This window comes from Streptomyces sp. NPDC085932 (assembly GCF_044540525.1).
GTDB lineage: Bacteria > Actinomycetota > Actinomycetes > Streptomycetales > Streptomycetaceae > Streptomyces > Streptomyces levis.
Window position 1 is genome coordinate 656,555 of the sequence record NZ_JBITSJ010000001.1, and the last position, 25,441, is coordinate 681,995.

The 25,441-nt window shown below is 73.2% G+C and carries 20 protein-coding genes; 14 read left to right on the plus strand and 6 right to left on the minus strand.

What is annotated here, in order from left to right:
- The first annotated feature begins 22 nt into the window (after positions 1–22).
- The 3 genes from hydA to ACIGAQ_RS02545 all read left to right on the plus strand — a co-directional run bounded on the left by hydA (position 23) and on the right by ACIGAQ_RS02545 (position 4,096).
- Positions 23–1,408: a dihydropyrimidinase gene (gene hydA, locus ACIGAQ_RS02535; protein WP_399778604.1), complete on the plus strand. Its 1,386-nt coding sequence runs from the start codon at positions 23–25 to the stop codon at positions 1,406–1,408.
- 11 nt (positions 1,409–1,419) lie between these two features.
- Positions 1,420–2,442 (plus strand): TIGR03842 family LLM class F420-dependent oxidoreductase, encoded by a 1,023-nt coding sequence (locus ACIGAQ_RS02540; protein ID WP_399778606.1) that lies wholly within the window; start codon positions 1,420–1,422, stop codon positions 2,440–2,442.
- 133 nt (positions 2,443–2,575) lie between these two features.
- Entirely contained in the window at positions 2,576–4,096 is a 1,521-nt protein-coding gene (locus ACIGAQ_RS02545; protein WP_399778608.1) for an NCS1 family nucleobase:cation symporter-1, read from the plus strand.
- A 28-nt stretch (positions 4,097–4,124) separates the two neighbouring features.
- On the opposite strand, the gene ACIGAQ_RS02550 is transcribed toward ACIGAQ_RS02545, so the two are convergent.
- Positions 4,125–4,793, minus strand: coding sequence for a hypothetical protein (locus ACIGAQ_RS02550; protein WP_362282300.1), 669 nt, complete (start codon positions 4,791–4,793; stop codon positions 4,125–4,127).
- Between the two features lie 266 nt (positions 4,794–5,059).
- Between ACIGAQ_RS02550 and ACIGAQ_RS02555 the strand changes: the two genes are divergently transcribed.
- The 4 genes from ACIGAQ_RS02555 (at position 5,060) to ACIGAQ_RS02570 (ending at position 9,921) form a co-directional block, all read left to right on the plus strand.
- Positions 5,060–6,886, plus strand: a complete 1,827-nt coding sequence (locus ACIGAQ_RS02555; RefSeq protein WP_399778611.1) for a gamma-glutamyltransferase family protein — start codon at positions 5,060–5,062, stop codon at positions 6,884–6,886.
- A gap of 93 nt (positions 6,887–6,979) precedes the next feature.
- Entirely contained in the window at positions 6,980–7,825 is an 846-nt protein-coding gene (locus ACIGAQ_RS02560; protein WP_399778613.1) for an inositol monophosphatase family protein, read from the plus strand.
- A 180-nt stretch (positions 7,826–8,005) separates the two neighbouring features.
- Positions 8,006–9,415 (plus strand): phytoene desaturase family protein, encoded by a 1,410-nt coding sequence (locus tag ACIGAQ_RS02565; RefSeq protein ID WP_399778615.1) that lies wholly within the window; start codon positions 8,006–8,008, stop codon positions 9,413–9,415.
- Positions 9,412–9,921 (plus strand): O-acetyl-ADP-ribose deacetylase, encoded by a 510-nt coding sequence (locus tag ACIGAQ_RS02570; protein WP_399778617.1) that lies wholly within the window; start codon positions 9,412–9,414, stop codon positions 9,919–9,921. Before ACIGAQ_RS02565 ends, ACIGAQ_RS02570 begins: the two co-directional genes overlap by 4 nt.
- A 16-nt stretch (positions 9,922–9,937) precedes the next feature.
- On the opposite strand, the gene ACIGAQ_RS02575 is transcribed toward ACIGAQ_RS02570, so the two are convergent.
- Positions 9,938–10,771: a class II glutamine amidotransferase gene (locus tag ACIGAQ_RS02575; RefSeq protein WP_311680863.1), complete on the minus strand. Its 834-nt coding sequence runs from the start codon at positions 10,769–10,771 to the stop codon at positions 9,938–9,940.
- A gap of 518 nt (positions 10,772–11,289) precedes the next feature.
- On the opposite strand from ACIGAQ_RS02575, the gene ACIGAQ_RS02580 reads away from it, so the two are divergent.
- Positions 11,290–13,962: a LuxR C-terminal-related transcriptional regulator gene (locus ACIGAQ_RS02580; protein WP_399778619.1), complete on the plus strand. Its 2,673-nt coding sequence runs from the start codon at positions 11,290–11,292 to the stop codon at positions 13,960–13,962.
- 235 nt (positions 13,963–14,197) lie between these two features.
- Entirely contained in the window at positions 14,198–14,395 is a 198-nt protein-coding gene (locus ACIGAQ_RS02585) for a hypothetical protein (protein WP_311680867.1), read from the plus strand.
- A 22-nt stretch (positions 14,396–14,417) separates the two neighbouring features.
- On the opposite strand, the gene ACIGAQ_RS02590 is transcribed toward ACIGAQ_RS02585, so the two are convergent.
- A complete protein-coding gene (locus tag ACIGAQ_RS02590) occupies positions 14,418–15,827 on the minus strand; it encodes a DUF2252 domain-containing protein (RefSeq protein ID WP_399778622.1) in 1,410 nt (469 codons plus the stop codon).
- A complete protein-coding gene (locus ACIGAQ_RS02595; protein ID WP_399778624.1) occupies positions 15,824–16,441 on the minus strand; it encodes a potassium channel family protein in 618 nt (205 codons plus the stop codon). The genes ACIGAQ_RS02590 and ACIGAQ_RS02595 overlap by 4 nt, the downstream gene beginning before the upstream one ends.
- Before the next feature lie 342 nt (positions 16,442–16,783).
- Here ACIGAQ_RS02595 and ACIGAQ_RS02600 point away from each other — a divergent pair, with 342 nt between their 5' ends.
- From ACIGAQ_RS02600 to ACIGAQ_RS02610, 3 genes are all read left to right on the plus strand, one after another.
- Positions 16,784–17,458: an HdeD family acid-resistance protein gene (locus tag ACIGAQ_RS02600; RefSeq protein WP_399778626.1), complete on the plus strand. Its 675-nt coding sequence runs from the start codon at positions 16,784–16,786 to the stop codon at positions 17,456–17,458.
- A gap of 113 nt (positions 17,459–17,571) precedes the next feature.
- Positions 17,572–18,036: an SHOCT domain-containing protein gene (locus tag ACIGAQ_RS02605; protein ID WP_399778628.1), complete on the plus strand. Its 465-nt coding sequence runs from the start codon at positions 17,572–17,574 to the stop codon at positions 18,034–18,036.
- Between the two features lie 33 nt (positions 18,037–18,069).
- The gene (locus tag ACIGAQ_RS02610; protein ID WP_399778630.1) at positions 18,070–18,489 is read left to right on the plus strand and encodes a hypothetical protein; all 420 of its coding nucleotides are present in this window, start codon (positions 18,070–18,072) and stop codon (positions 18,487–18,489) included.
- 39 nt (positions 18,490–18,528) lie between these two features.
- Here the strand turns inward: ACIGAQ_RS02610 and ACIGAQ_RS02615 are convergent, their stop codons facing one another.
- A complete protein-coding gene (locus ACIGAQ_RS02615) occupies positions 18,529–20,574 on the minus strand; it encodes a SpoIIE family protein phosphatase (protein ID WP_399778632.1) in 2,046 nt (681 codons plus the stop codon).
- Positions 20,575–20,675: 101 nt separating this feature from the next.
- Here ACIGAQ_RS02615 and ACIGAQ_RS02620 point away from each other — a divergent pair, with 101 nt between their 5' ends.
- Both ACIGAQ_RS02620 and ACIGAQ_RS02625 read left to right on the plus strand, forming a co-directional pair.
- Positions 20,676–20,924 (plus strand): hypothetical protein, encoded by a 249-nt coding sequence (locus ACIGAQ_RS02620; protein WP_399778634.1) that lies wholly within the window; start codon positions 20,676–20,678, stop codon positions 20,922–20,924.
- A gap of 147 nt (positions 20,925–21,071) precedes the next feature.
- Positions 21,072–24,998, plus strand: a complete 3,927-nt coding sequence (locus ACIGAQ_RS02625; RefSeq protein ID WP_399778636.1) for a glycoside hydrolase family 2 TIM barrel-domain containing protein — start codon at positions 21,072–21,074, stop codon at positions 24,996–24,998.
- Positions 24,999–25,025: 27 nt separating this feature from the next.
- On the opposite strand, the gene ACIGAQ_RS02630 is transcribed toward ACIGAQ_RS02625, so the two are convergent.
- Entirely contained in the window at positions 25,026–25,391 is a 366-nt protein-coding gene (locus tag ACIGAQ_RS02630) for a metalloregulator ArsR/SmtB family transcription factor (RefSeq protein WP_094056092.1), read from the minus strand.
- Between the last annotated feature and the right edge of the window lie 50 nt (positions 25,392–25,441).

The following is a 25,441-nucleotide window of genomic DNA, read 5'->3' on the forward strand; positions in this document are numbered from 1 at the left end:
CACTCACAGTGAGGAGCGCCCGATGACCCGAACACTGATCCACGGCGGTCTAGTCATCACGGCTTCCGACGAAGTCCACGCCGACGTCCTGATCGAGGACGGCCGGATCGCCGCCCTGGCCGCGCCCGGAGTCCTCACCGCCGACCGCACGATCGACGCCACCGGAAAGTACGTCATCCCCGGCGGCGTCGACGCCCACACCCACATGGAGCTGCCCTTCGGCGGCACCTTCGCCTCCGACACCTTCGAGACCGGCACCCGCGCCGCCGCCTGGGGCGGCACCACCACGATCATCGACTTCGCCGTGCAGAGCGTCGGGCAGGCCCTGCGCGAGGGCCTCGACGCGTGGCACGCCAAGGCCGAGGGCAACTGCGCGATCGACTACGGCTTCCACATGATCGTCTCCGACGTCAACGAGGACACCCTCAAGGAGATGGACCTGCTGGTCGAGGAGGGCGTCACCTCCTTCAAGCAGTTCATGGCCTACCCGGGCGTCTTCTACAGCGACGACGGCCAGATCCTGCGCGCCATGCAGCGCTCCGCCGACAACGGCGGCCTGATCATGATGCACGCCGAGAACGGCATCGCCATCGACGTCCTGGTCGAACAGGCCCTGGCCCGGGGCGAGACCGACCCGCGCTACCACGGCGAGGTCCGCAAGGCCCTGCTGGAGGCCGAGGCCACCCACCGCGCCATCCGGCTCGCCCAGGTCGCCGGGGCACCCCTCTACGTCGTGCACGTCTCGGCGATGGAGGCCGTCGCCGAGCTGGCCCGCGCCCGCGACGAGGGACTGCCCGTCTTCGGCGAGACCTGCCCGCAGTACCTGTTCCTGTCCACCGACAACCTCGCCGAGCCCGACTTCGAGGGCGCCAAGTACGTGTGCAGCACGCCCCTGCGGCCGCGCGAGCACCAGGCCAAGCTCTGGCAGGGGCTGCGCACGAACGACCTCCAGGTCGTCTCCACCGACCATTGCCCCTTCTGCTTCACCGGCCAGAAGGACCTCGGCCGCGGCGACTTCTCCAAGATCCCCAACGGCCTCCCGGGCGTGGAGAACCGGATGGACCTGCTCCACCAGGCCGTCGTCGACGGGCACATCAGCCGCCGCCGCTGGATCGAGATCGCGTGTGCCACCCCGGCCCGCATGTTCGGCCTGTACCCGAAGAAGGGCACCATCGCCCCGGGCGCCGACGCCGACGTCGTGATCTACGACCCGCACGCCGAGCAGGTCCTCTCGGCCGAGACCCACCACATGAACGTCGACTACTCGGCGTACGAGGGCAGGCGGGTCACCGGCCGGGTCGAGACGGTGCTCTCGCGCGGCGTCCCCGTCGTCACCGAGCGGGAGTACACCGGGCACGCCGGACACGGCGTCTTCACCCCGCGTTCCACCTGTCAGTACCTCAACTAGGAGTGGTGCGGATGGACTTCGGACTCGTCCTGCAGACCGACCCGCCGGCCTCGCGGGTGATCAGCCTGATGAAACGCGCGGAACGCAACGGTTTCACCCACGGCTGGACCTTCGACTCCGCCGTGCTGTGGCAGGAGCCGTTCGTGATCTACAGCCAGATCCTCGCCAACACCACGAAACTCAAGGTCGGGCCGATGGTGACCAACCCCGGCACCCGCACCTGGGAGGTGACCGCCTCCACCTTCGCCACCCTCAACGACATGTTCGGCAACCGCACGGTCTGCGGCATCGGCCGGGGCGACTCCGCGATGCGCGTGGCCGGCCGCAAGCCCAACACCCTGGCCCGGATCAGCGACGCCATGCGGGTCATCCGGGACCTCGGCAGCGGCCGGGAGGCCGACCTCGGCGGCGGCAGCGTCGTCCGGCTCCCGTGGATCAAGCCGGACGCCGAACTGCCCGTCTGGATGGCCGCGTACGGGCCCAAGGCGCTGAAGATGACCGGGGAGGAGGCGGACGGCTTCATCCTCCAGCTGGCCGACCTGTACCTGACCGAGTACATGGTCAAGGCCGTCAAGGACGCGGCCGTCGCCGCCGGACGCGACCCGTCGGAGGTGACCGTCTGCGTGGCCGCCCCCGCCTACGTCACCGAGGACGACTCGCCCGAGGCGCTCGCCCACGCGCGCGAGCAGTGCCGCTGGTTCGGCGGCATGGTCGGCAACCACGTGGCCGACCTGGTCTCCAAGTACGGCGAGCACTCGGCCGCCGTCCCCGACGAACTGACCGACTACATCAAGTCCCGCGAGGGCTACGACTACTCCCACCACGGCCGGGCCGGCAACCCGGACACCCGGTTCGTGCCCGACGAGATCGTCGACCGGTTCTGCCTGATCGGCCCGGTCGAGCGGCACATCGAGAAGCTGAACGCGCTGCGCGCACTGGGCGTGGACCAGTTCGCCGTGTACGACATGCACGACGCGCAGGAGGCCGTGATCGACGCCTACGGATCGCGGGTGATCCCGGCGGTCAACGGCTGAAGTCCCCCTGGCACTCCTCTTGACCTCCCCCTTCCCCCGGCCCGGGAAGGGGGCGCAGGACGCCCCGAGCGCACCCCCCGTCGGCATCACCCGCACGGCCATTCCCGTCCCGCCTCCCTGATTGGCCCGGCCCATGACCGATACCGCTCCCACGGCCACCCCACCGACCACCCAAGTCACCCTCGCCGACGGCCGGGTGGAGATCGCCCCCGGCGCCCCGGCACCGAGCGGTCCCTACGCCAACGACGACCTGCTGCCGGTCCCCGTCGCCCAGCGCACCTGGACCACGTACAACTTCTCCGCGCTGTGGGTCGGCATGGCCCACAACACGGCCTCCTGGACCCTGGCCTCCGGGCTCATCGCCGTCGGCATGGACTGGAAGCAGGCGGTGTTCACCATCGCCCTCGCCAACGTGATCGTGCTGATACCCATGCTGCTCACCGGGCACGCCGGGCCGAAGTACGGCATACCCTTCCCCGTGTTCGCGCGCGCCTCCTTCGGCATCCGCGGCGCCAACCTGCCCGCCGTCGTACGGGCGCTCGTGGCCTGCGGCTGGTTCGGCATCCAGACCTGGATCGGCGGCGAGGCCATCTACTTCCTGGCCGGCAAGCTCGTCGGCAGCGGCTGGACGGACGCCGCGAAGGTCGGCGGCTACGCCTGGACCATGTGGCTGTCGTTCGCGGTCTTCTGGGCGCTGCAGGTCGTCATCATCTACCGGGGCATGGAGACGATCCGCCGCTTCGAGAACTGGGCGGCGCCCTTCGTGCTCGTCGGGGCGTTCGTGATGCTGTGGTGGATGAGCGACAAGGCGGGCGGCTTCGGACCGCTGCTCGACCAGCCCTCCAAGCTCGGTTGGGGCGCCGACTTCTGGACGCTGTTCGCCCCCGCCCTCATGGGCATGATCGGCTTCTGGTCCACGCTGTCGCTGAACATCCCCGACTTCACCCGCTACGGCAGGAGCCAGAAGGCCCAGACCCGCGGTCAGGCCCTCGGCCTGCCCACCACCATGACGCTCTTCGCGTTCCTGTCGGTGATGGTCACCTCCGGCTCCCAGGCCGTCTACGGCGAGGCCATCTGGGACCCGGTCCAGCTCGCGGCGAAGACCGACAACACCGTCGGCCTGCTCTTCGCGCTGGTCACCGTGCTGGTCGCGACGCTGTCCGTCAACGTCGCCGCCAACCTGGTCTCCCCGGCGTTCGACTTCTCCAACATCGCGCCCCGCCGCATCAGTTTCCGCGCCGGTGCCCTCGCGACCTGCGTCCTGGGCGTGCTGATCTTCCCGTGGAAGCTGTACTCCGACCCGCAGGGCTACATCTTCACCTGGCTCGGCCTGGTCGGCGGCCTGCTCGGCACCGTGGCCGGCATCCTCATCGCCGACTACTGGATCCTGCGCCGCTCCCGGCTGGACCTCGCCGACCTCTACCGCCCGGGCGGCCGGTACTGGTACGCGGGCGGCTGGAACTGGCGGGCCGTCGTCGCCTTCGCGGCCGGAGGCGTCCTCGCCGTCGGCGGCGCGAGCCTCAAGCCGCTCGTCGACGGCCGTCCCGTCCCGGCACTCGCCGATCTGGCCGACTACGGCTGGGCCGTGGGCCTGGGCACGTCGATGGTGCTGTACCTGCTGCTGATGGCGCTGCCCGGCCGCGCCGCCCGCTGAACTCCGGTGACCGCCGCGCTGGAGTGCCCTAGCCCTTCTCGCTCTCCAGCGCGGCCACCGCTTCCTTCGCGGCCTTGATGGCGCCCTTGTTGATGGTGTCCGTGTCGGGCGCCTTCTTGGACTCGAAGTCGCTGCCGTTGTAGGTGATGGTCACCAGCGCGTTCGACGCGCGGGCGACCACGACGCCCTCGCGGGTCTGCTGCTTGTCCTCGGTGGTGAGGTTCACGACGGAGTACGCGCTGTCCCCCAGGCCGGGGACGGCCCCGCCGCCACTCCTGCGCTCCAACTGCTCCCGGTACGACTTCTCGGCCGCCTCGTCCGACGCCATCACCTCGTAGGACACGTCGAGCCAGCGGTAGTCGTAGCCCTTGAGCGCGTTCCAGGAGCAGGTCCGGCGCAGCTTCGCGTCCGTGGAGGGGATCTCCTTGCCGGCCGTCTTGGCGCCCGGCACCAGCGACTCGATCGTCTTCTTGGCGACGCTCTCGCACGGCGCGGGCGCCGCCGCGTACGTCTTCGACTCCGTCGACGTCGAGGGAGCGGAGGCGGACTGGGTCTCGGTCTTCTCCTCGGCCGGCCTGGGCTCGGCGGCCGTCGGCGCGGCGAGCGGGCCGGACGACAGCGCCCAGCCCGCCGCGGCGAGCACGGCCACCGGCGACAGGCGTGCGGTCAGGGCGAGAGGCAGGGGTAGAGAACGCACGGCGCCCTTCTCGTGGGGGACGGACGGTGCGGAACGGGTCCGCACGGCGGACGGGACGACAGTGTCACACGAGTCCCTGTGGGGCGGAAGTGCGAACTCGCTGCGTGCCCGGGCGGTGACGGTGCCTCACCACGAAGGCTCGCGAATCCGGATGGTTGCGTGGTCCGTGGGCGGTTTGCCCACCTCCCGGGAGGCCCATGTTTTGTCGGGGCCGCGACAGGGGGAGGGGGACGAGTGGCGTACGACGACGAGAGGTGACAGGCCGCATGTTCACGTCCCGCCCGACCCTCCAGGGCACCTTCGGCATGGTCTCCTCCACCCACTGGCTAGCCTCCCAGACGGCGATGGCCGTGCTGGAGGACGGTGGCAACGCCTGTGACGCGGCCGTCGCGGGCGGCTTCGTGCTGCACGTCGTCGAACCCCACCTCAACGGCCCGGCCGGCGAGGTGCCGATCCTGTACGCCCCGCCCGGCGGCGAGACGCGGGTGGTGTGCGGGCAGGGCGTCGTGCCGGCCGGGGCGAGCGCCGCGCACTACCGCGGTCTCGGCCTGGACCTCGTCCCCGGCACCGGGCCGCTCGCCGCCGCCGTGCCCGGAGCCTTCGACGCCTGGATGCTGCTGCTGCGCGACCACGGCACCAAGGGCCTCGACGACGTCCTGAAGTACGCCATCGGCTACGCCGAGCACGGCCACCCGCCCGTGGAGCGCGTCGGCCAGACCGTCGAGACCGTGCGGGCGCTCTTCGAGACCGAGTGGACCTCCTCGGCGGACGTCTACCTGCCCGGCGGCAAGGCACCCCGCCCCGGCGAGCTGTTCCGCAACCCCGCGCTGGCGGCCACCTGGAAACGCCTGCTCGCCGAGACCGCCGGAGCCGGTGACCGCGAGGCGCGGATCGACGCGGCACGGCAGGTCTGGCGCACCGGCTTCATCGCCGAGGCGCTCGTACGGCAGGCCGCCCGCCCCACCCTCGACACCAGCGGCACCCACCACACCGGCACCCTCACCGCCGACGACCTCGCCGCCTGGTCCGCGACCTGGGAGACACCGGCGACCCACGACTGGAACGGCTGGACCGTGTGCAAGCCCGGCCCCTGGAGCCAGGGCCCGGTCCTGCTGCAGCAGCTCGCCCTGCTCCCGCCCGAGCTCCCCCCGTACGGCTCGGGCGAGTACGTCCATCTCCTGATCGAGAACTGCAAGCTGGCCATGGCGGACCGGGAGGCCTGGTACGGGGACGCGGCCGACGTGCCGCTCGACGACCTGCTGTCCCGCGCGTACAACACGGCCCGCCGCGCCCTCGTCGGCGAGCGGGCCGAGCACGACCTGCGGCCCGGCAGCCCCGGCGGGCGCACCCCGCGCCTGAGCGCGCACGCGCGCGTGGCCGCCGCCGCCCAGGAGGGTTTCGACGCGCTCGGCACCGGCGAACCCACGGTCGCGAAGCTTCCCACCTCGCCCGTGCCCGGCGAACCGGAGATCCTCCCCGACGGCAGCACCCGGGGCGACACCTGTCACCTCGACGTCGTCGACCGCTGGGGCACCATGGTCGCGGCCACCCCCAGCGGCGGCTGGCTCCAGTCCAACCCCGTCGTGCCCGAACTCGGCTTCCCGCTCGGCACCCGGCTCCAGATGACCTGGCTGGAGGAGGGCCTGCCCGGCACCCTCACCCCCGGCCGCCGCCCCCGCACCACCCTGTCCCCGTCGATCGCCCTGCGCGAGGGAGTGCCCGTCCTGGCGTTCGGCACGCCCGGCGGGGACCAGCAGGACCAGTGGCAGCTGCACTTCCTCCTGGCCCTGGCGCTGCGCCCCGAGGTCCGCGGCGGGCCCGATCTGCAGGGCGCGATCGACGCCCCGAACTGGCACAACGACAGTTTCCCCGGCTCCTTCTACCCGCGCGGCATGCGCCCGGGCAGCGTGACCGTGGAGGGCCGCACCGACCCGGCCGTCGTCGCGGAGCTGCGGCGGCGCGGCCACGACGTGACCGTCGGCGACCCCTGGTCGGAGGGCCGGCTCTGCGCGGTCGCCCGGGACCCGGAGACGGGCGTGCTGTCGGCGGCGGCGAATCCGCGCGGCATGCAGGGGTACGCCGTCGGCCGGTGACCGTGCCTCTCGCACGCCCGGAGTTCACCGTGCGGCCACCCGGGATGCACCCGGCGGGTGGGGATTGTCAGCGGCGCGTGTTGTGATGGAAGGGTGATCGACAGCAACGAAACCATCGAAGAGTTTCTCGTCCGGCACGCCTCCGACGTCGAAGAGGCCGTCCGCAAGGCGGCCGAAGTGGAGATCCTGCCGCGCTGGCGCCGGCTCGCCGCGCACGAGATCGACCAGAAGACCGGGCCGCACGACCTGGTGACCGACGCCGACCGCAAGGCCGAGCTGTACCTGACCGAGGAGCTGGTCGCCCTGCTGCCCGGCTCGGTCGTGGTGGGCGAGGAGGCGGTCCACGCCAACCCGGCCTCCTACGAGGCCATCCGTGGTGACGCCCCCGTCTGGATCGTCGACCCGGTCGACGGCACACGGCAGTTCGTGCGCGGCGAGGCCGGATTCTGCATCCTGGTCGCGCTCGCGCACGGCGGCACCCTCCTCGCCTCCTGGACCTACGCCCCGGCCCGCGACCGGCTGGCCACCGCCCAGCGGGGCAAGGGCGCCTACCTCGACGGCGAGCGGCTGTTCGCCGGCGTCCCCGAGCCCGGCCAGGACCTGCGCGTGGCCACCTCCCACCCGGACTACACGACGGACGAGCAGAAGAACGCCCTGCTCGGCCTGCGTACCGAGGGCGTCGCGCCGCGCGCGTGCGGCTCGGCCGGCCTGGAGTACCTCGCCATCGCCCGCGGCGAGTCCGACGCCACCGCCTTCTCCTGGGAGGCGGCCTGGGACCACGCGGCCGGTCTGCTCCTCGTCGAGGAGGCGGGCGGCGCCCATCTGACCCTGACCGGTGAGCCGTTCCGCATCACGGGCGGCAACGCCCTGCCGTTCACGGCGGCCCGCGACGCGGCCACGGCCCGCCGGATCGCGGCCCTGCTGGCAGGCGGCGCGTGACGACGGAACCGTTGCATGATGCGCACAGATGACGACCGTGCGTACGCATGGACGGGGAGTCACCGTCGCGAACCGGCCGTCCGGCGCCGATGTCCCCCGCGACCGGTGACTGTCCGTCCCCGGGCATATCCTGATCCCCCAGTGGCCGTCGGCTGACGAAGGGGTCCGAAGGTGCCGTCGATGCTCGATGCCGTCGTAGTGGGTGCGGGACCGAACGGACTGACCGCGGCGGTGGAGCTGGCCCGGCGCGGCTTCTCCGTCGCCGTCTTCGAGGCCAAGGGCAGCGTGGGCGGCGGGGCCCGCACGGAGGAGCTCACCCTGCCCGGCTTCCGGCACGACCCGTGCGCCGCGGCCCACCCCCTCGCCGTCAACTCCCCGGCGTTCCGCGCCCTGCCGCTGGAGCGGTACGGCCTGGAGTGGCTGCACGCCGAGCTGCCGATGGCCCATCCCTTCCCGGACGGCACGGCGGCCGTGCTGTCCCGGTCGGTCGGCGAGACGGCCGCCTCCTTCGGGCCGCGCGACGCCGGTGCCTACCGCAGGCTGGTCGAGCCCTTCCTGCCCCAGTGGGACACGCTCGTACGGGACTTCATGTCCCTGCCGCTCACGGCGCTGCCCCGGGACCCGGTGACCCTCGCCCGCTTCGGGCTCGCCGGCCTGCCCCCGTCGACCCTGCTGATGCGCCGCTTCCGCGACGAACCGGCCCGGGCGCTCTTCGCCGGGCTCGTCGGCCATGTCATGGCACCGCTCGGCGGGTTCGCCACCGGCGCCGTCGGCCTGGTCTTCGCGCTGGCGGCGCACGCGCGCGGCTGGCCGCTCGCCCGGGGCGGCTCCCAGGCGCTCTCCGACGCCCTCGCGGCCCACCTGCGCGACCTCGGCGGCGAAGTCCACACCGACTACGAGGTCAAGCGCCTCGACGACCTGCCGCCCGCCCGGGCCTACGTCTTCGACACCTCGCCCACCGCCCTGGCCCGGATCGCCGGCTTCGGCAGCCACTACGCCGGCTACCGCTACGGACCGGGCGTGTTCAAGATCGACTACGCGCTCGACGGGCCCGTGCCGTGGACGGCGAAGGAGGCCCGCGTCGCCGGCACGGTGCAGATCGGCGCGGACCGCGCGGAGATCGGGGCGGCCCTGCGCGCGGCCTCCCGCGAGGGCAGGGCTCCGGACAGGCCGTTCCTGATCACCACCCAGCCGAGCGTCGTCGACCCGACCCGCGCCCCCGAGGGCAAGCACGTCTTCTGGGCCTACGGGCACGTCCCGCACGGCTGGACCGGCGACCTCACCGACGCCGTGGAACGTCAACTGGAGCGTTTCGCGCCGGGGTTCCGCGACCGCGTCCTGGCCCGGGCCACGGCCGGCCCGCCCGAACTCGCCGCCCGCAACGCCAACTACGTCGGCGGTGACATCGCCACCGGCGCGGCCTCGGGCCTGCAGCTCCTGCTCCGCCCGAAGCTCACGCTCTTCCCGTACCACACGCCCCACCCGGCGATCTTCATCTGCTCCTCGGCGACCCCGCCGGGCCCCGGCGTGCACGGCATGTCCGGACACAACGCGGCCAAGGCCGTCTGGAAGCGACTGAGGCAGACGTGACCACCATCGAAGCGGTCCGGGGCGACATCACCCACGAGAGCGTCGACGCGATCGTCAACGCGGCCAACTCCTCGCTGCTGGGCGGGGGAGGGGTCGACGGCGCGATCCACCGGCGCGGCGGCCCGGCGATCCTGGACGAGTGCCGCAAGCTGCGTGCGTCCAGGTACGGCAAGGGCCTGCCCACCGGCCAGGCGGTCGCCACCACCGCCGGCGACCTCGACGCCCGCTGGGTCATCCACACCGTCGGCCCCGTGTACAGCACCACCGAGGACCGCTCGCACCTCCTCGCCTCCTGCTACCGCGAGTCGCTGCGCGTCGCCGACGAACTCGGCGCCCGCACGGTCGCCTTCCCCGCCGTCTCCACGGGCGTCTACGGCTGGCCGATGGACGACGGCGCCCGCATCGCCGTCGAGACGGTCCGGGCGGCGGACACGGCGGTCGAACGGGTCCGGTTCGTGCTCTTCGACCGGCAGGCGCACGAGGTGTTCGCCGCCCGGCTGCGCTGAGGCGTCGTCCGGGGCTTCAGACGGGCTCCGGTTCGAAGTGCCGCAGCAGGTCCCGGCCGGGCTGGACGACGCCGTAGCTGCTCTCCGGCACCGCGTTCCACACACCGGGGAGATCACCCAGCGGCTCGGACACCACCAGGCGGGTCTCGTCGGAGATGTGCTTGAGGAACGCGAGGTCGGGGTGGAGGGCGCGCACGTCCTCCACCCGGCTGCTGAAGTACAGCGACCGGGAATCGCCGCCGCTGGAGTACCGGAAGAACCACATCCGCTCGCCGTCGGTCACCGCGACCGTCATCTGCAGCGGCTCCGGCACTCCGTGCTCGTGCCCGAGCCGCTCGACGAGCCCGACCATCCGCGCCACCGCGCCCGGCGGGTCGCTGTCGAGCCCGAAGGTGAGCGCCACGTGGAACATCACCTCGGAGTCGGTCGTGCCCTCCAGCGAAGGGAACAGCTCCGGGTCCACGGCCAGCATCAGGTCCCGGCGCATCGCGGAGAACCCCGTGATCGCCCCGTTGTGCATCCACATCCAGCGCTCGTGGCGGAAGGGATGGCAGTTGGTCTGCTGCACGGCCGTCCCGGTGGAGGCCCGCACATGGGCGAAGAACAGCGGCGAGCGGACGTGGTCGGCGATCTCCCGCAGATTGCGGTTGCTCCACGCCGGGCCGGTGTCGCGGATGACGGCCGGGGTGCGCAGGTGCCAGGCGTACCAGCCGACGCCGAAACCGTCGCCGTTGGTGGTCTCCACCCCCATCCGCGCGTGCAGGCTCTGGTCGATCAGCGAGTGCTGCGGACGGTACAGGACGTCGTCGAGGAGCACGGGGGTGCCCGAGTAGGCGAGCCAGCGGCACATGGTCACACCCCTTGTCTCCGGGCCGCCCCGGCGGCGCCGGGCGGCCCGTGAACGGTGGCTGCGGACAGGTCTCCCGCGCCGCGGGGCCGTGGCGCGAGGCTCTCCAGGCAACCCCCGCGGCGCGGGCCGCGCATCGCCCGCTGCGGGTGGTTGTGCGCCCGCAGGGACTGCCACCGCTCGCGACAGTCCCTGCGGACCTGGCCCGCGCGGACGGGGAGAGCAGGGTCTGCCGACCGGGCCTGCGCGGACGAGGGGCGGAGCCGGCTCTGCGGATCGGGCCTGCGCGGACGGGGGGGGAGCTGGCTCTGCGGACCGGGCCTGCGCGGACGAGGGGGGCTGGCTCCGCGGACCGGGCCTGCGCGGACGAGGGGGAGCCGGTTCTGCGGACCGGCCCGGACAGGCCGGGGCTGCGCTGACGACCTGCCCTCGTCCGCGCGTGCGGCCCTCCCGGAACGCTGAGATGCTGGGCGGAACGAGCGCTGCTCGTCACCCGGCGGACGGCAATCGACGGTGAGCCCATGGCCGTGACAGAGGAAGACAGCGCGGAGCCGGCGCCCGCGGGCACCGGCCCCACGGGAGACCCGCTGCTGCGCACCCGCTTCGCCCTGCCGAAGCGGCCCTCGACCTTCCTGCGCCGGGCACGGCTGGTGCGCCACCTCGACGAAGCCCTCCGCACGCCCCTGACCCTGGTCAACGGCTCGGCCGGCGCGGGCAAGACCCTGCTGGTCGCCGACTGGGCCGCCCGCCTGCGCGAACCCGTCGTCTGGCTCACCGCCGACGCCGCCGACCGGGCCCCCGGGGTCTTCTGGGCGTATCTGCTGGAGGCGCTGCGGGCCGCCGGTGTGCCCGGGAACGCCGACGTCGGCTGCCCGGCGGAGGCGAGCCGCGTGGACCCGCGCACGCTGACCCGCCTGGCCGCCGCTCTGGAGCGCCGCGACGGGGCCACCGTCGTCGTCCTCGACGAGTTCGACCGGGTGACCTCCGCCGAGATCGCGGAGCAGCTCCAGTTCGTCCTGCAGCACGCCGGACGCGGCCTGCGCCTGGTCCTGGTCACCCGCACGGAACCCCTGCTGCCGCTGCACCGCTACCGCGCCTCGGGCGAGATGACGGAGATCCGGGGCGCCGAGCTGGCCTTCACCACCGACGAGGCGCAGGAGCTGCTCACCCGCCACGGTCTGCACCTGCCCGCGAGCGCCGCCCGGGCCCTGGTCGAGCGCACCGAGGGGTGGGCCGCCGGTCTCCGGCTCTGCGCACTGGCCGCCCGGCAGGACGAACATCCCGACACCTACGTCAAGCAGTTCGAGGCCGGCCGCAGCACCGTGGCCGACTTCCTGCTCGCCGAGGTGCTCGACCGGCAGGAGCCGGACACCCAGGACCTGCTGCTGCGGATCAGCGTCCTGGAGCGCTTCTGCCCCGACCTGGTGAACGCGCTGACCCTGCGCACCGACGCCGAGGCCGTCCTCGCCGCGCTGCACCGCGAGAACGCCTTCGTCCACTACCTCGGGCACGCCTGGTACACACTGCACCCGCTGTTCGCCGAGATACTCCGCGCCCATCTGCGCGAGCGCCGCCCCGGCCTGGAGCCGGAGCTGCGCGGCCGGGCCGCCCGCTGGCTGCGGCGTTCGGGAGCCCTGCGGGAGGCCCTCGTCCAGGGCGCCGCGGCGGACGACTGGGACTTCACCGCCCGCAGCCTCGTCGACGACCTCGCGCTCGGCCGGCTCTTCACCGGCCTGCGCTCCGAGGACCTCTCCGCCCTGTTCGCGGACATGGGCCCGGAGGTGCGGGGCCCGGCGCCCGACCTGGTCCGCGCCGCCCGCGACCTGGGCCGGCGCGATCTCGCCCACGGTCTGCCCCACCTGCGCCGGGCCGGGGAGGAACTGGCCCATGACGGCGGGGAACCCGCCCCGGCGCTGCTCGGCCTCGCCCTCCTGGACGCGCTCGCGGCCCGGCTGACCGGCTCTCCCGAACAGGCCGAGCACGCCGCCGAGCAGGCCCGGCTGCTGCGGCGGGAGGTCCCGGCGGAGCTCCTCGACGAACACCCGGAACTCACCGCCCTGCTCCTCACGCACCTGGGCTCCGCCCGCCTGTGGGCCGGACGGTTCGAGGACGCCCGGTCCGCCCTGACGGCGGCCGCCTCCCAGCCGGGCGGAGCGGTGATGGCGCTGCCCCGCTGGGAGGCCCTGGGCCACCTGGCGCTGATCGACTACCTCCTCGGCTGGCCCGGGCGCGCGGAGCAGAAGGCCCTGGCCGCGGCCGGCCAGGCGGAGCGCCACAGCCTGCCCCGGCGGTCCGGTGACGGCCTCGTGCCCCTGGTCCTGGCCGCCGTCCGGCTGGACCGCAACGAACTCGACGAGGCCCAGGCGCTCCTCGCCGACGAGGCCGGCGCGGACCCGTACACCGAGGACCCCGTGGAGCGGGCGGGCCGGGCCGTGATCCGGGGCCGGCTGCTGCTGGCCCGAGGGGACGCCCGGGCGGCGCTGGCAGCGGCCGGCGAACCGGTCACCGCGGACGTGGCCTCACCCTGGGCCCAGGAGCACAGCGCCCTGCTCGCCTCGGCCGCCCACCTGGCCCGGGGCCATCCCGACCTGGCCGGTCAGGCCGTCGAACGGATGGCGCGCCACCGCACCGCCTGCGCGGTCGAGGCGGCCCGGATCCGGCTCGCGGCGGGCCGGGCCGACGAGGCGCTCGGCCTGATCGACCACCTGCCCGGCGACGGCAGGCCCGGCCCGGCCGTCGCGGTCCGGGCCACGCTGGTCCGCGCCCAGGCGGCACACGAGTCCGGCGACCGGGACACCGCCGCGCGCCTCGTCGCCCGCGCCCTCCTGGACAGCAGGCGCGACCGGCTGCGCCGGCCGTTCCTGGAGGCCGGTTCCTGGATCCACCCGCTGCTGCACACCGGCCGGCTGCGGGAACTGGCCGGCGGCTGGCTCGTGCCCGGCCCGGTCGGGCGCGCCGCCGCAGCGCCCGCCCCGCCGGGCCGCCCCACGGACCTGGCCGTCGAGGAGCTGAGCGCACGGGAACGGGACGTGCTGCACCGCCTGGCCGAGATGCTCTCGACGGAGGAGATCGCCGCCGACCTCAACGTGTCGGTGAACACCGTGAAGACCCACCTCAAGAGCATCTACCGCAAGCTCGGCGTGAGCCGGCGGGCCGACGCGGTCCGCCGGGCCCGCGAGGTGCGCCTGCTGTGAACCGGCGCCGATTCCCCCGCCAGGGGTGAGGCACGCCGGCGGTTCTCCCGCGGTGAGGGACGCGTGAGCCGGTTACGCGATGACCTCCGCCGGCAGCGCCGCCCGACACGCCCGGAGCGCCGGGCCCGCGCGCGGTTCACCTGTCCCGGGTGAGGGCGGCCGGGGCGCCGGGGCGGAGCATGGCAGGAGGAGGGCGCGCACCGCACACCCCACTCCGCCCGGGGAAGGGCAGCCCATGCGCTATGAGATCCGCGTCGAGGGACAGATGTCGGAGACACTCGCCAAGGTCTTCCCGGAGCTGGACCACGTGATGATGGCCGGGCAGACCGTCCTGTTCGGGCCCGTCGTCGACGAGGCCCACCTGTACGGGCTGCTGAGCCGCTTCCAGTCGCTGGGGCTCAGGGTCGTCGAGATGCGCCGGCTCCCGGAGTGAGCCGGGCGTCACCGGGGCGCGGTCAGAGGGCGGCCGTACGGATCCGGCCCGAGCGGGCGGCGGCGCCCAGCGCCTCGAAGTCCCGCTGGTTGCGGTCGGCGTAGGCCTGCGCGAAACCGGTGAGGGCGCGTTCGAAGCGGTCGCCGCCCCCCAGATAGGCGGCGATGGCGACAGGGTCGCCCGAGCGGGCATGGGCCCGGGCCAGACTCGCCCCGCACAGCCGCGCGAACAGCCCGAGCAGACCCGGGTCCATCGTCTCCGGCCGGGCGATGCCCTTCCAGTCCCGCAACTGCCGCACGTAGAAGTCCCGCTCCCGGCCGTCGAGGCCCACGGCGTGCGTCCAGCCGAGCAGGATGTCGCTGCTGGTCTGGATCAGCCGCTGCCCCGCCACGACACGGCGCCCCTCGTTGTCGTAGCGGATGCCTTCGGTGTGGGCGGCCAGCACCGACTCCTGTGCCTCCTTGGCCTGCAGCAGCAGCGGGTCGTCGTCGTCCCGGCCGAGCAGGAGCGCGATCCAGCAGCGGGTGCCGACGCTGCCGACGCCCACGACCTTGCGGGCGAGGTCGACCAGCCGGTAGTGGCGCAGCAGGTGCCGCCGCTCGGACGACAGGGTGCGGGCGTATCCCTCCAGGACGCCGCGCAGTTCCTTCTCCTGTTCCTGTGCCGAGATGCCGCCGGCCAGGTCGCGCAGCGGGGTGATCAGCGGCGGGTCCGGTGCGATCCGCCGGCCCTCGTCGGTGACGGCCGTGAGTTTGGCCAGGGCCTGCAGGTGCGTGCGGGTCCGGGCCTTCGCCGCCGCCTGGGCGGTGCGCCGCCTGGCCTCCTTGGTCATCGAGGCGGCCAGCAGTTCGCGCATGCGGTCGGCGTCGTCCTGCGCGTACCAGATGTCCAGCACGCGCATGCCGGCGAACTCCCGCATCCGCAGCCGGTAGGCGCGTACGCAGCCGGCCACCGCCGCGTCCTGCTCGGCGGTGCCGAAGCCGTTCGCCCGGCCGGCGATCGCCACGCTGGCCGCGAGCCGTTTGACGTCCCACTCGAAGGGACCGGCCAGGGTCTCGTCGAAGTCGTTGATGTCGAAGACCAGATGGCGCTCCGGTGAGGCCAGCAGCCGGAAGTTGAGCAGATGGGCGTCCCCGCACAGCTGCACCCGCAGCCCGGTGTCGGGGGCCGACCCGAGGTCCGCCGCCATGATCGCTGCGGCGCCCCGGTAGAAACGGAACGGCGATTCGAGCATGCGGCCGTAGCGGATCGGCACCAGCTTCGGTACGCGGGTGGCCGACTGCCGCTCCACCACCTCCACCGGGTCGAACCGCCCGGGCCCCGCCTCCGGCCGGCCGTGGGAGGACCGCGGCGAACGCCGCCGCGCGGCGCGTCCCCCGGCGGCGCGTTCGGCGGGGGACAGGAAGGACGTGGGCGAGCCCGGCACGGTCATCGTTCGGCCCTCCGGCCGCGAGGAAAGTCGTCCACCGGCTCCCGGCCCTGCCGGCGCAGACCCGCCTGCACCGCGCCCGCGAGGATCTTCGCGGCCACGCCCACCAGCAGCAGCCCGCCGAGCATCTGGACCATCGCCAGGACCCGTCCGCCCTGGGAACGGGCCGCGATGTCGCCGTAGCCGACGGTCGTGAACGTGGTGAGCGTGAAGTACAGGGAGTCCGTCTTGGTCAGCGGCTCGCTGAACGAGCCCGGCGTGGTGTGCTCCAGCAGGTAGTAGGCGGTCGCGAACAGCAGCAGGAACAGCGCCAGCGTCGTGGCCAGGGCCTCCACGGCCTTCAGCCGTGGCCAGGGCGAGTCCACGATGGCCCGCACCTCCCACCAGAAGACCACCACGACCAGCAGCAGCCCGCAGACGAGCAGGACCGAGGCGCCGCTCGTCAGACGTCCGTCCAGGGGCAGCAGGTAGTAGACGGTGAGGAGCCCGGTCGCGATGAGGAGCGCTCGGGCGAGCGCCAGGACCGAGGCACGCCGCCGGCGCGGCTCCCGGCCCTCCGGCTCCCGTTCCCCCGGAGGGCCGACGGCACCGGTCCGGGCGGTCGCTCGATCCGTCATCGCGTGGTCTCCCGCTCTGCTGCCCGGCACCCGCGGGCAACTCCTGTGGCCGGCACCGGGCGGCTCCCGAGCAGGTGTCCGGGCCGCTCCGGTGCCCGGCGTCCGGACAGCTCCTGAGCCGACCCCGGCAGCTTCCGTGCCGATCCGGGCGGCTCCGGTGCCCGGTGCCCGGTGTCCACCACCCGGGTCGCCCGGTGCCCCGGGCGCGGTCCCACCAGCCTCACCGTGAGGCCGGTGCGGGCGGATCACCCGCCGGGGGTGATCCCCGCGGTCCGCGGCCCGCGTGACGCTGAACGCCTGGGGCCGTGCGGCTGGAGCAGCCGTGCGGCAGAAGGAGGAGCCATGACCACGTCGCCAGGACGCAGCCCGGACGCGGGGGAGTACGGGACCGACGGACCCGACGGCCCCGGCCCCGGCCCCGCCCGCGCGGTCGACCCCGCGGACCTGCTGGCCGCACTCGGCCGCTCCTGGACCTGGATCCTCGCCTCGGCGGTCGCCACCCTCGTGCCGGGCATCCTGCTCCTGGTCTGGCCGGAGGCGACCCTGCACGTCGTGGCGGTCCTGATCGGCCTGTACCTGCTGGCCGCCGGGGCGTTCCGGTTCCTCGAGACGTTCGCCCGCCCGGAACCGGGCCACCGCCTGCCCGGCCTCCTGCTGGCCGTGCTGTACGTCCTGGCCGGGGTGCTGTGCCTGCGCAACCCGCTGCAGACCATCACCGCGCTGTCCCTGATCGTCGGGCTGGTCTGGCTGGTGTCCGGCATGCTCACCCTCTACACCGCCCTGGCCGCCCGTGACCTGCCGCACCGGGGCTTCGTCCTCGGCGCCGCCGTCCTGGCCGTCGTCGCGGGTGTCGTCGTGCTGGCCCTGCCTGCGGAGTCCGCCCGGGCGCTGACCCGGCTGCTCGGCCTCTGGCTCGTCCTGCTCGGCCTGGCCGAGGCGGGGCTGGCCCTGGCCTGGCGGGCCGCACTGCGCCGAGCGGCGGCCGTGCCGGGGGGCGCTCCGGGCTCGACCACCTGAGGCCGGGCGTCGCACGATCACCCTCCCCGGGTGAGGCACCGGGACGTTCACCCTCGCACGCTGGAACGGCAATGCGGCCGAGGCCGGGCGCGTGCCCGGGACGGAGGAGCGACATGGAAGCGCAGACCTACCTGGCGTACGACTTCCCGCTGCTGAGCGCCTTCTGGACGATCCTCTGGGTCTTCCTGTGGATCATGTGGTTCGTGCTGCTCTTCCGGGTGGTGCTCGACATCTTCCGTGACGACGACCTGAGCGGCTGGGCCAAGGCCGGCTGGCTGGTGTTCTGCCTCGTCCTGCCGTTCCTGGGCGTGTTCGTCTACGTCATCGCCCGCGGCAAGGACATGGGCCGCCGGGAGACGGCCCAGGCCCGCGCGCAGCAGCAGGCCTTCGACACCTACATCCGGGAGACGGCCCAGGGCGGCGGGGAGCGGCGCAGCAGCGTCGACGAGCTGGCCCGGCTGTCCGAGATCCGGGCGCGCGGCGACATCACGGACGAGGAGTTCAACAGGGCCAAGGACCTGGTGCTCAGCGGCTCCGGACCGTCCCGTACCCCCTCCACCCCCTCCACCGGCCGCTGAGCGCGCCGGACAGCGCAGAAACGAGGCAACAGGATGACCGCCACACACCCTACGCACGCCTCCTCGACGGCGAAGCGCGGCTGGGCCGCCGGCATGACGGCCTTCGCGGCCGTGATGCTCATGATCGCCGGCATCCTGGGCATCATGCGCGGCATCGCCGCGATCGCCGAGGACGAGGTGTTCCTGGCGACCCCCGACTACGTGTTCGCGTTCGACCTCACGGGCTGGGGCTGGGTCCACCTGATCCTCGGCGTGGTCGCAGTGATCGTCAGCATGGGACTGTTCCAGGCGTCGGCGTGGGCGCGCGTCGTCGGCGTGGGCATCGCCGGGCTCGTCATCATCGCCAACTTCATCTCGCTGCCGTCCTACCCGGTCTGGTCCGTGGTGATGATCGCGATGTCGGCGTTCATCATCTGGGCCCTGTGCGCCGACACGCGCAGGAGCAGCTCCTGACCGCCGTCACCGAGCGCGCGGGCGATCCGGCCCGCGCGCTCAGACGTGCCTGCGCACCAGCAGCAACGCCACGTCGTCGTCCGGTTCCGGGCGCAGCGCGCCGAGCAGGTGGTCGCCGGTGCGCTGCAGGTTCGGCCCGGCGTTGCCCAGGAGACGGGTCAGGGTGTCGAGGCCGGTGTCGATCGGCTCCCCGCGGGTCTCCACCAGCCCGTCGGTGTACAGCGCGAGCAGGGCCCCCGGGGCGAGCTCCACCTCCACCGTGCCGAACTCCACGCCGCCCACCCCGAGCGGCACACCGCCGGGCACGTCGACGAGGCGCGCCCCGCCGTCCGCCCCGGTGAGCACGGGCGGCAGGTGACCGGCGCTGGACAGCTCGCAGACGCCGCGCCCCAGGTCGCAGACGGCGTACACGCACGTGGCGATCGCGTCGCCCAGCGAGCCCGCGATGTCGTCGAGGTGCCGCAGCAGCTCGGCGGGCGGCAGGTCGAGCCGGGCGAGGGCCCGGGTCGCCGTGCTCAGCTGCCCCATGATCGCCGCGGCCTGGACGCCCTTGCCCATGACGTCCCCGACGACCAGCCCGATACGGCCCGGCCCCAGCCGCAGCACGTCGTACCAGTCGCCGCCGACCTCGCTGAGGGCCGGGCGGTACCGGGCCGCGATGTCGAGCCCCTCCTGCTCGGCGGGCGCGGCCGGGAGCAGACTGCGCTGGAGGGTCAGCGCGGTGCCGCGCTCACGTCCGTAGAGGCGGGCGTTGTCGATGCAGATCGCGGCGCGGGCGGCGAGTTCGGAGGCGAGCAGTTCGTCCTGTGAGTCGAAGGGGCGTTCGTTGACCGTGCGGTACAGCGAGAGCGTGCCGAGCACCTTGCCCCGGGCCAGCAGCGGCAGCGCCAGGTAGGAGTGGGCACCGGCCTCGTGCAGCGCCTGGGCGGCCCGCGCGTCCCGGGCCAGGCGCCGCAGCATCCGGGCGTCCACGTGCTCGACCAGGACCGGGCGGGCGCTGCGCACGCACCGCGTGATGAAGCGTGAGGAGCCGTAGGTGGCCACCTCGCCCACCGGGTCGGCGGCGTGGATGGCGTCGGTGGGGTAGCCGGCCGCGACGGCCAGCGCCCGGAACTCGGCCGGAGCGCCGCCCGTCACGGGCACGATGGTGCCGTGGGCGACGACGGACTCCAGCACGTCCACGGCGGCCAGGTCCGCGAGCTGCGGCACGACCACGTCGGCCAGCTCCCGCGCGGTCTGCCGCAGATCCAGGGTCGTGCCGATCCGCACGCCCGCGTCGGCGATCACCGACAGGTGCTGACGCGCCTGAGCGACCTCGGCCGCCGCCTGCTGACGTTCGGTGACGTCCAGCACGGCCATGGCGAGGCCCAGGACCCGTCCGTCGATGTCCTCGATGCGGTGGTACGACTCCGAGTACGCCCGGTCCTCCGTGTCCCCGGCGGTCCGGCCGACGGTCTGCTGGTCCAGGAGCGGGCGGCCGGTCCGCAGCACGTGCCGCATCCGGGACTCGATGGCCTCCACGTCCAGGCCGGGCAGCACCTCGCCGATCCGGTGCCCCAGCAGGGCTTCCTCGGGAACCCCGTTGATCCGCTCCAGGGCGGGATTGACCCCCACCCAGCGCAGGTCGTTGTCGAAGACGGCGATGCCGAGCGGGGTCTGGTTGACGAGACTGTGCGACAGGGCGAGGTCCCGCTCCACCTTCCGTACCGTCGTCGCGTCCGCGGCGAGCCCCAGCAGGTGGGGCTGGCCCTCGGGGTCGAGGAGCCGCATGGTGCGGAACTCCACGGCGCGTGCCGTGCCGTCCCGGTGGCGCAGCGGGAAGACACCGGCCCAGCGGCTGCCCGCGCTGACCTGGGCGAACAGCTCCCTGCCGCGGGGCCGGTCCGCGGGCGCCACCAGCAAGGTGTCGGCGCGCTGCCGCAGGGCCTCCTCGGCGGTCCAGCCGAGCAGCTGCTCGATCTCGGGGCTCCACAGCGCGATGTGCCCGGACGCGTCCAGGACGACGGCGGCGACCTTCAGCAGGTCCAGCAGCCCGCCCGGCGCGCCCGCGACGGCGTCGGGGTCCGAGGTCGCATAGCCGCTCATGCGAGCCGCTCCTTCCGGCGCGGCAAGGTACCGCCGAGATCCGTTTCAGGCCGTCCGATGAGGTCACAGTACGGTCGCGGGAGCGACACTGTCGCGCCGAAATGACAAAAAACCGCCGTTGTGCGGACCGGAGGAGCAGCGTCGGCCGGGACGTCTCCCGGGCTGCCCGGGGCCGGATCCTCGTCGGGCTGCTCGTCCACCGGGGCCCGGACGAGCCGTCCGTCGCCGCGCAGGCCGACCAGTGCCGCACCGACGAGATCCGGCCGCCGCACCCGATGGTCGTGCCGTCGATCCACCAGGACCGCACAAAGTCCGACGCGGTCATTGCTTCGGTTGTGTTCGAGTCCTAGGGTGTGCCTGCTCAGCAGTTGCTCCGTCACCGTCAGTTGCCCCGCACCCCAACAGAAACGCCCATCGCCGGCGCGCAGTTGGGGACCACGTCTGACGTGCCCTCAGTCCGTGCAGCACGACCCTGTCGAACCGAGGAAGGCCACGGTATGCCGCACCCGCTCCCGTCTCCCGCCGACCGGTCCGCCCACCCCGAGCGGTCCGCCCACCCCGAGCGGCCGGTCGTCAGCCGTCGCCGTCTGCTGGAGGGAGGAGCCGCCGTGCTCGGCGCGCTGGCGCTGTCCGCCGCGCCCGTCGCGGCCCACGCGGCCGCCCGGCGCCCGGCGGCGGACGGCCCGCCGGAGTGGAACGACGGCCTGGCGGTGTACCGCGTGGGCACCGAGCCGCCGCACACCACGCTCATGCCGTACGCGAACCTCACGCAGGCCCTGGCCGGTGACCGCACGCGTTCGCCGTACCGGATGAGCCTGGACGGCACCTGGAAGTTCGCCTACGCCGACCGCCCCGACGACCGCGACCCCGACTTCCACCGCACCGACGTCGACGACTCCGGCTGGGACACCATCCCCGTCCCCTCCGCCTGGCAGCTGCACGGCTACGACTTCCCGATCTACGTCAACATCACCTACCCCTGGTGGGGCCCCAACGGCGGCGGGGAGAACGCCCAGCCGCCCGCCGCCCCCACCCGCTACAACCCCGTCGGCCAGTACCGCCGCACCTTCACCGTCCCGCGCGACTGGCGGGGCCGGCGCACCTTCCTGCACTTCGAGGGCGTCAAGTCCGCCCACTACGTGTGGATCAACGGCGAACTGGCGGGCTACCACGAGGACTCCTACACCTCCGCCGAGTACGACATCACCCGCCACCTCAGGCCGGGCACCAACCAGATCGCCGTCGAGGTGTTCCGCTACTCCGACGCGGAGTGGCTGGAGGACCAGGACATGATCCGGCTGAGCGGCATCTTCCGCTCGGTCCACCTCTACTCCACGCCGAACGTGCACCTGCGGGACTTCAGGCTGACCACCCCGCTCGGCGACGACTACACCTCCGCCGGGCTCGACGTCACCGCGCACGTGCGCGACTACGGCGGCGAGGGCGGCGGACGCTACACCGTCGAGACCCAGCTGTACGACGCACGCGGCCACGCCGTGTGGTCCCGGCCCCTGAGCCGGGCCGTCGACGTCCCCGACGGCGCCGAGGCCACCGCCGAGGCGTCCCGGGCCGTCCCGTCCCCGAAGCTCTGGTCGGCCGAGCACCCGTACCTCTACACCGCCGTGCTGCGCCTGCGCGACCCGTCCGGCAAGGTGATCGAGACCCTCTCGCACCGGGTCGGCCTCCGGGAGTTCGCGCTGAAGGACGGCCTGATGCGCATCAACGGCCGGCCGGTCTCCTTCCGCGGCACCAACCGGCACGAGATGCACCCGGTCACCGGCTCCGCGCTGACCCGCGCGCAGATGATCGAGGACATCACGATCATCAAACGGCTCAACATCAACAGCGTCCGCACCTCGCACTACCCCAACAGCCCGCTGTGGCTCGAACTCGCCGACGAATACGGCCTCTACCTCGTCGACGAGACCAACCTGGAGACCCACGGCATCCGCGACCAGTACCCCGGCAGCGGGCACCCCGAGTGGACCGAGGCGTGCGTGGTGCGCGCGCAGAACATGGTCCACCGCGACAAGAACCACGCCTCGGTGGTCATCTGGTCCCTCGGCAACGAGGCGGGCGGCGGCACCACCTTCAACGCCATGCACGACTGGATCCGCTCCTACGACCCCACCCGCGTCATCCAGTACGAGGGCGACGACCGCCCGGGCATCAGCGACATCCGCTCCGAGATGTACGACAGCCCCCAGCGGGTGGAGCAGCGGGCCAAGGACACGAGCGACACCCGCCCGTACGTGATGATCGAGTACTCCCACGGCATGGGGAACTCCAACGGCAACTTCAAGAAGTACTGGGACATCGTCCGCCGCCACGACGTCCTCCAGGGCGGCTGGATCTGGGACTTCGCCGACCAGGCCCTGCGCTGGCCCACCCCGGCGCGCAAGCTGCTGACCGAGTCCGGCCCCGGCGCCCTGCGCGGCGAGATCATGGCACCCGCCGGCACCTTCGACCGCGACAAGGGCGTCCGGGGCGGCACGGTCTTCCCGCGCGACCCCCGCCTGGACCTCACCGGCTCCCTCACCCTGGAGGCCTGGGTCACCCCGCACGTCACCGGCGGCCATCAGCCCCTCCTCGCCAAGGGCGACACCCAGTACGCCCTCAAACAGACCGAGAACACCCTGGAGTTCTTCATCCACGGCGGCGGCCAGTGGGTCACCGCGAGCTGGGCCCTGCCCGGGGACTGGACCGGCAAGGAGCACCACATCGCGGGCGTCTTCGACGCGGAGGCGGGCACGCTCACCCTCCACGTCGACGGCCAGGTGCGCGGCACCCGCACCACCACCCGGCGCCCCGGCGTCAACACGGCGCCGCTCTCGCTCGCCACCGATGTCGACAACCCCACCCGGGAGTTCAGCGGCACCATCCGCCGGGCCCGCGTCTACGCCCGCGCCCTCGGCGCCGCCGAGCTCGCCTCCGGCACTCGTGGCCCGGACGGCGAGGGCGTGCGCTTCTGGTTCGACGCCGCCACGGTCGGCTTCACCGAGAAGCGCCCGCGCGACAAGACCTTCTACGCGTACGGCGGCGACTGGGGCGACAACCCCAACGACGGCGCCTTCGCCGGCGACGGCATCGTCCTGCCCGACCGCACCCTCACCGGCAAGTCCGCCGAGGTCAAGCAGATCTACCAGGCGATCGGCGTCACCCCCGCCGAGGGCGGTCCCGGCGCCGTCACGCTCGTCAACGAGTACCTCTTCACCAACCTGCGGGAGTTCGACGGACGGTGGTCCCTGATCGCGGACGGCGAGGTCGTCCAGCGCGGCCGGCTGACCCGCGCGCAGCTGGACGTCGCACCGTCGAACCGCAAGGACATCGAGGTCCCGGTGCGGCTGCCGGCCTCACCCGCGCCCGGCACCGAGTACTTCCTGCACCTCTCCTTCACCACCAGGGAGACCACGCCCTGGGCGAAGGCCGGTTTCGAGGTGGCCAAGCAGCAGATCGCCCTCGACGCGGGCGGTCCGGCCGTGAAACCCGCCCCGCTGCGCAGTGTGCCCGCCCTGCGGCACACCGATGAGGAGAAGACCCTCACCGTCAAGGGCAAGGGCTTCGTGCTCACCGTCGACAAGTCGACCGGCACCCTCACCTCCTTCGAGGCAGGCGGCGAGAAGCTCATCACCTCCGGCCCCGTCCCGAACTTCTGGCGGGCCCCCACCGACAACGACCGCGGCAACGGCCACCACACCCGCAACCAGACCTGGCGCGACGCGGGAGCGCAGCGGACGGTGGCGGACGTCCGGGTGCGGCCCCTGGACGACCGGGCCGTCGAGATCAGGTTCACCGGCACCCTGCCCACCACCACGGCCTCGGCCTTCAGCACCACGTACACGGTCTTCGGCAACGGCGAGATCAAGGTCGACAACACCCTGCACCCGGGCGCGGCAGGCCTGCCGTACATCCCCGAGGTCGGCACCCTGCTGTTCCTGCCGCCCCGCCTGGACCGGCTGCACTACTACGGCCGCGGCCCCGAGGAGAACATGTGGGACCGCAACAACGCCACCGACGTGGGCCTGTACTCCGGGAAGGTCTCCGAGCAGTGGACGCCCTATCTGCGCCCCCAGGAGAACGGCAACAAGACCGATGTCCGCTGGGCCGCCCTGACCGACGCCGGCGGGCGCGGGCTGCTCGTCTGCGGTGAACCGCTGCTGGAGGTCAACGCCTCGCACTTCACCCCCGAGGACCTGTCGGTCGGGGCCCGCCACGACTACCAGCTGACCCCGCGGGACGCGGTGGTGCTGCGCCTCAACCACCGCCAGATGGGCGTGGGCGGCGACAACAGCTGGGGCGCGCACACGCACGACGAGTTCAAGCTGTTCCCCGACCGGGACTACGCCTACACCTACCGGCTGCGTCCGCTGGCGCGGGTGAGCGAGGCGATGCGGGCCTCGCGGCGGCCGACCGCCACCGACTAGGCCGGGCGGGCAGACAGCGGCGCCGCCTCAGTCGTCGGCGGCGTCGCTGATCCCGAGGCGCAGGTGCTCGACGTGGTAGACGGCCTGGTCGAGCAGTTCGGCGACGTGGTGGTCGTGCAGCGCGTACACCACCGAACGGCCCCGCCGCTCGCCCACCACCAGGCCCAGATTGCGCAGCAGCCGCAGCTGGTGCGAGCAGGCCGACTGCTCCATGCCCACCTCGGCCGCCAGCTCCGTGGCGGGCAGCGGCCCCTCGCGCAGGCGCGCCAGGATCAGCAGCCGGGAAGGTGTGGACAGGGCCTGGAGCGTGGTGGCGACCTTCGCGACGTTGTCCGCGTCGAGGCGTACGCGCTGCGCGGCGTCCTGCGCGGGGATGACGGCTCCATGACCCATGGCGCCATCGTACCGGGCGGCCACGAACACATGAATGAATCTTCATCTGT